This is a genomic window from Streptomyces africanus, assembly GCF_002150735.1.
In the GTDB taxonomy this organism is placed as follows: Bacteria; Actinomycetota; Actinomycetes; order Streptomycetales; family Streptomycetaceae; genus Streptomyces; species Streptomyces africanus.
On record NZ_MUKA01000485.1, the window covers coordinates 1 to 4,171 of the forward strand.

The 4,171-nt window shown below is 72.6% G+C and carries 6 protein-coding genes; all 6 read right to left on the reverse strand.

The genetic code is table 11. The annotated features are described in order from the left end of the window. Nucleotides 1–40: 40 nt before the first annotated feature. Complete coding sequence (locus CCL05_RS40410; protein WP_086565567.1) at nucleotides 41–475, reverse strand: hypothetical protein; 435 nt, start codon at nucleotides 473–475, stop codon at nucleotides 41–43. A gap of 28 nt (nucleotides 476–503) precedes the next feature. Continuing rightward, nucleotides 504–1,343: a DUF1206 domain-containing protein gene (locus tag CCL05_RS40415; protein WP_086565568.1), complete on the reverse strand. Its 840-nt coding sequence runs from the start codon at nucleotides 1,341–1,343 to the stop codon at nucleotides 504–506. Nucleotides 1,344–1,445: 102 nt separating this feature from the next. Then, nucleotides 1,446–2,303: an ANTAR domain-containing protein gene (locus CCL05_RS40420; protein ID WP_086565569.1), complete on the reverse strand. Its 858-nt coding sequence runs from the start codon at nucleotides 2,301–2,303 to the stop codon at nucleotides 1,446–1,448. Nucleotides 2,304–2,416: 113 nt separating this feature from the next. Further along, nucleotides 2,417–2,683 (reverse strand): DUF5133 domain-containing protein, encoded by a 267-nt coding sequence (locus CCL05_RS40425; protein ID WP_086565570.1) that lies wholly within the window; start codon nucleotides 2,681–2,683, stop codon nucleotides 2,417–2,419. Nucleotides 2,684–2,712: 29 nt separating this feature from the next. Then, on the reverse strand, nucleotides 2,713–3,567 hold the full coding sequence (locus CCL05_RS40430) for a SigB/SigF/SigG family RNA polymerase sigma factor (RefSeq protein ID WP_086565571.1): 855 nt from the start codon (nucleotides 3,565–3,567) through the stop codon (nucleotides 2,713–2,715). A 207-nt stretch (nucleotides 3,568–3,774) separates the two neighbouring features. Next, nucleotides 3,775–4,171 (reverse strand): ATP-binding protein (locus CCL05_RS40435; protein WP_086565572.1); only part of this gene is annotated, 397 nt, incomplete at its 5' end.

A 4,171-nucleotide genomic window follows, 5' to 3' on the forward strand; every position in this document is an offset into this window, starting at 1 on the left:
GGGGTGCGCCAGGAGCGGGGGTGCCAGGCGTACGGGGCGGTCAGAAGTCCGTGGGCAGTCCGCTCACCTCGGCGATGCCCCGCAGCTCCTCCGTCTGCCGGTGCCGTTCCTTGATGTAGTCGGCGATCTCGCCGAGGCGGACCGGGTCGGACGCGGTGGACGCGTCCGTGACGATCCTGACCGGGCCGGTCTCGTCGACGTCGAGTTCGATCACTTCGTTGTCCAGGCGGCCGGTGACGGCGGTGGCGATGACGAGGGCCACCTCGTCACGGACCTCCTGGGGCAGTTCGTCGTCGGCCCCGGAGTCGAGCGCGAAGTCGAGGCTGGACAGGCGCTCCTCGTCGATCGCCTGGAGGACCGGTTCCACCACGCGCATCAGGAGGCGGTAGTCATCCGTGTCCATCCGGATGCGCAGGAGGTCCAGGTACACGTCCACGGGCCGGCCGTCGCCATGCGGAATCTCGGAATCGCTCATTGGCTTCGTGTTCCCCGGATGGCGCGGCTCAGACGCGGCGCCAGCGGGCCATGGCGAAGGAGAACACCCCGAACAGCACCAGCCCGGCCGCGACGAAGACCAGCAGCCACGGGCCGAGGGGGGTGTCGGCGAAGCTGCGCAGGGTGTCGTCCAGGCCCTTGGCCCGGTCGGGTTCGTAGTCGATCGCCGCGCGGACGGCGAAGACCCCGGCCACGGCGAACACCAGCCCGCGGGCGGCGCCGCCGGCCACGCCGGTGACGTCCACCAGGCGCCGTGTCCGGGGGCTCAGCTGCCCGAGCCGGAGCTTGTCGTGGTACTTGCGGAGCACCGCCCGTACGCCGATCCAGCCGCCGGCCGCGACGATCGCGAGGCCGGCCGCGCCGACCAGCCACTGGCCCGCGGGCATCTCCAGGACCCTGGCGGTGGCGTCCTGGGACTGCCGGTCGCTGGATCCACCGCCACTGCGGCCGCGGCCCGCCGCGAACGACAGCACGGAGAAGGCGACGAAGACGTAGAACGCGAAGCGGGCCGTCGCCAGCAGTCGCTTGCGTGCGCTGCGGCCGTCCGGTCCGACGGAGCCGAACAGCATCTCGGACAGCCGCCACAGGGCCATGCCGGCGAGGCCGATGCCCAGTGCCCAGAGCAGCACCGCGCCGAACGGCTGCTGCGCCAGTGCGGCCAGGGCTCCCCCGCGGTCGGCCTGCTCACCCGTGTCGCCGAAGGCGATCTGCAGCGCCAGGGCCCCGACGAGCAGATAGATCACACCCCGGGCGGCCAGGCCCGCCCGTGCCGCCCCCTCGATCGCCGAACCCCGCGCCGCTCGCCGGGCCCGGATCCGACCGCCTTGTGCCATCGCACTCGTGTTCATGTGGACCTCCCGGCACTCCGGATGCCCCGGCTCGGCCGGCACACACCCGGCCCGTTCGCCGGACCAGGGGATTCCGGTCACGGCGGGGTCTGCCGCGTGGGGTCAGGACCGCCGGAACCTCGACCCCCGGCCGGCGCGGCCGAGGGCGTGCAGGTGCTCCAGGGCGTCCAGGACCACCGTGCGGTCGTGCCAGGCTAGCCACCGGCCCGCCTCGCCGCCCACGGTGTCGAGGGCGGTGGTCTGGGCCGCCGTCAGTTCCTGGAGGGGCCGGTCCAGATGGGCCGAAACCATGCCGACGCACAGGCCGGACGCCGTGGTCAGCGGGACGCTGTGACAGGCCCTGCTCCCCGCCGCGAGGATGGCCCGGCGGGCCGGTTCGCTGAACACCGGGTCGCTCTCCACGTCCCGCACGGTGACCTGGGCGAGGTCTCGGGCGGCCCGCGCGCAGGCGGTTCCGTCGTCGCCGACGTGGGCGAAGAAGTCGACGAAGTCGGGCGTGAGTCCGGTGTGTTCCTCGATGCGCAGGCCGCCCCGGGCCCGGTCGGTGAGCTGGAGGTTGCCCATGTCGGTGTCGACCACGGCCAGGGTGCTGCTCAGCACGGCCTTCAGGAGGGCGCCGCGGCTACCGGACCCGGACCGGTGGGCCGAGGTGAAGGTCAGGTCGGGTTCCGGCCGGCGGACCCGGCGCGGGAACCACAGCCGTTCCCGGCTGTCGGGGGGCGGTGCGGTCACCAGGAACCCCACCAGAGTCCGCAGTTTGACGTTGTACCGCTGGGACGCCCGCTGCATCAGCGCGAAGGCGCTCTCCCCGTCGGGCAGCGCGTACCGCTCCTGAAGCATGCCTTGTGCCTGTGAGATCAGCGGGTAGACGCGGGCCCGGGCCCGGAGGTCGCGCACCTCGGCGCGCAGGCGCTCCAGTTCGGCGTCGTCGTCTGCGGCCTTCCGTCCCGCTGTGGACATGGAACTCCCCGGTCTAGGTTGACATGACACGAGAGAGCCCGGCCTCGGCTGCCGCCGTCGGCCGGGCCCCTTCGGTGCCACGCCTTCCCCGTCACGTCATGCGCACACTCCGGTCACGCGGGCTCCGGGGTCGGTGTGCGCTGCCGGGTGGTGGTGGCCGGGGCGGGGTCGCGGGCCGGTGCGGGTGCGGTCGCGAGCCACCGGTGGGCGACCTCCAGGGCACGCTCGACGTCCCGGGTGCCGGTGGACACGCACAACGTGTACGCCAGGTCACGTGCCCGCGCGCTCGGGTCGGCCGGTTCGCCCGCTCTCATAGCGGCCGACAGTGCCTCGTACTCGTCGACGAGGCGGCGCAGCACGGCGGGATGGGGCCTCAGCATGGTTCCTCGCTCCTCGGTTGCTCGGGTGGTCAGGCCGTCGTGGAGGTGCCGCGGGTGCCCGTCCGCTGCCCCAGGACCTCGTCGCGCACGCGGGCGCAGCTGCGGCTGATGAGGCGGGAGACGTGCATCTGGGAGATGCCCAGATGATCGGCGATGCGGCTCTGCGTCATGTCCTCGAAGAACCGCATGTAGAGAATGGCCCGCTCGCGCTCCGGCAGGCGGCGCAAGCCTTCCTTGGCGGACTCGCGGTCGACGACGACGTCGTAGGACGAGTCGGCCGCGCCGAGGGTGTCCGCGAGGCTGTAGCCGTCGTCGTCGGCCGAGAGTTCGGCGTCCAGCGACAGGGTGCTGAAGCTTTCCAGCGCCTCGAGCCCGGCGCCGACCTCTTCCTCGGTCAGGCCGGTGTGGGCGGCGATGTCCGCCACGGACGGCTCGGGGCTGCCCGGGTTCTGGGTGAGTTCACGGCGTGCCACCCGCACCTTGTTGCGCAGTTCCTGCACACGGCGGGGGACCCGAAGGGCCCACATGCGGTCCCGGAAGTGCCGCTTGACCTCACCGGTGATGGTGGGCACGGCGTAGCTCTCGAAGGCTCCCCGGCTCGGGTCGAACCGGTCGATGGCCTTGACGAGCCCCAGGGCGGCCACCTGCCGGAGGTCCTCGATGGACTCTCCGCGGTCGCGGAAACGGCCGGCGATGCGGTGGGCCATGGGCAGCCACAGCGTGACGAGTTCGTCGCGGACGGCTTCCCGGTCGGGCCCTTCCTCCAGCTCCGCCAGCCGGGCGAAGAGGGCTGCGGTGTCCGGAGCGTCGTCGTGCCGCCGCCGGGTGGCGGTGGTCGTCGTTTCGGGCGTGCCGGGACGGTTCGTGGGCGTATCGATGAGCATGCGGATTCGCTCCTGAAGAACGGTGGTCTCAGGGACTTACCGCGGGAGGGTCGCTGCCCGGATCGCCTGGAGGGCCTCCGGGGCAGTCATACACACCGCTCCCGCTGGCGCGCCTCCGGTCCGAAGCACGAGATTGCGTCTGCCCTGACCCCGGTGGAACAAACTCCACTTTGCTGTGCAATCTGGAGTGAACCAATCCGCGGGCGTTCAGGCCAGGGGGACGACGGCGGTGATGCACTTGCCGCCGGCGGGCAGATCGGACACGCGGACGTCACGGGAGAGCCGGCAGACGATGGGCCAGCCGTGCCCGCCGTGCCGCAGCCGTCCGTGCGGATCTGCGGGCGGTGCGGCCACCGGCAGTTCGTCGCTGCGGTCGCTCACCGAGAGTCGCACACCGGGGCCGTCGACGTCGACCTGGAAGTCGGTGACCCCGCCGCCGTGCAGGATCGCGTTGGTCGTCAGCTCCGAGGCGACGAGCAGCGCGTCGGACAGGGCGTCCGCGTCACACGCGGTATGGGTCGTGCGGCAGCGCTCGGCCACGGCGCGCTGCACGGCCCGGCGTGCCTCGGCGGGTTTGCACGGCCGGGCCCGGTGCGCACCGGGC

Excerpts from the sequence above, each read along its gene's own strand:
- CCL05_RS40410 (WP_086565567.1), bottom strand. The coding sequence starts at position 475 with ATGAGCGATTCCGAGATTCCGCATGGCGACGGCCGGCCCGTGGACGTG.
- CCL05_RS40415 (WP_086565568.1), bottom strand. The coding sequence starts at position 1,343 with ATGAACACGAGTGCGATGGCACAAGGCGGTCGGATCCGGGCCCGGCGA.
- CCL05_RS40420 (WP_086565569.1), bottom strand. The coding sequence starts at position 2,303 with ATGTCCACAGCGGGACGGAAGGCCGCAGACGACGACGCCGAACTGGAG.
- CCL05_RS40425 (WP_086565570.1), bottom strand. The coding sequence starts at position 2,683 with ATGCTGAGGCCCCATCCCGCCGTGCTGCGCCGCCTCGTCGACGAGTAC.
- CCL05_RS40430 (WP_086565571.1), bottom strand. The coding sequence starts at position 3,567 with ATGCTCATCGATACGCCCACGAACCGTCCCGGCACGCCCGAAACGACG.